Raw genomic sequence first — 600 nt, 5'->3', positions numbered from 1 at the left:
CGGGCCAACAGCATGGCATCGACCCGATCGGTCTTGGCCTGGGTTCCCGTGGCTTCGGCAAAGCGGCGCGCCTGCCTGGGATTGACCTTGACGAGCGCATGCTCCGCCTTGGCCAGTGCGTCCTCCATCCCGCGGTGATACGGGCCGGTTGGCTCGTAGACGAGCCGCAATTCTCCGGCACTGCCAATCCACTTCAGAAGGGCCTTGAAGCCGGTCTTGTCATTATCAAAGACCGCGTGCTGGCGATCCGAGAGACGGTATGTGTCCAGCTGGTTTTTCGAGATATCGATACCGATGATATCCTGCATCTGTCTTTTCCTTACCTCTGCTTGTCATGCAGGCCCAAAGCCCTGCTATCCGTTCAGGTCATGAGAAAAGACGGGGGCGATCACACTACCGCACGGCCCAGAACGGCCGACCCATTCCCGATCCGTCCCCCGCCGCTTCCCGGCATGTTTGGGGAGCCGGGAAGCGGCTCCCTTATCGCAAAGGAGCCGAGGGAAGTCATAAGACAAGCCTAATGCGCTGTGTGGTCGTTTCGTGTTGTAGTGTTTCCTCCATTGTTCGATCAGGATCTGCGCCTCGCGCAGGCTGTAGAAG

General features: G+C 59.2%; 1 protein-coding gene and 1 pseudogene. Both read right to left on the bottom strand.

The window, feature by feature from the left end; translation table 11 throughout:
- On the bottom strand, positions 1-308 hold a 308-nt coding region (locus FEV53_RS20685; protein WP_142836450.1), incomplete at its 3' end, for an IS110 family transposase.
- 207 nt (positions 309-515) lie between these two features.
- A pseudogene (locus FEV53_RS20680) lies at positions 516-600 on the bottom strand (integrase core domain-containing protein); the annotation flags it as partial.

It is taken from the genome of Palleronia caenipelagi (genome assembly GCF_007004065.1).
In the GTDB taxonomy this organism is placed as follows: domain Bacteria; phylum Pseudomonadota; class Alphaproteobacteria; order Rhodobacterales; family Rhodobacteraceae; genus Palleronia; species Palleronia caenipelagi.
Note: the sequence above shows the minus strand (reverse complement) of the source record. Positions and strands in the feature narration are given on the sequence as shown.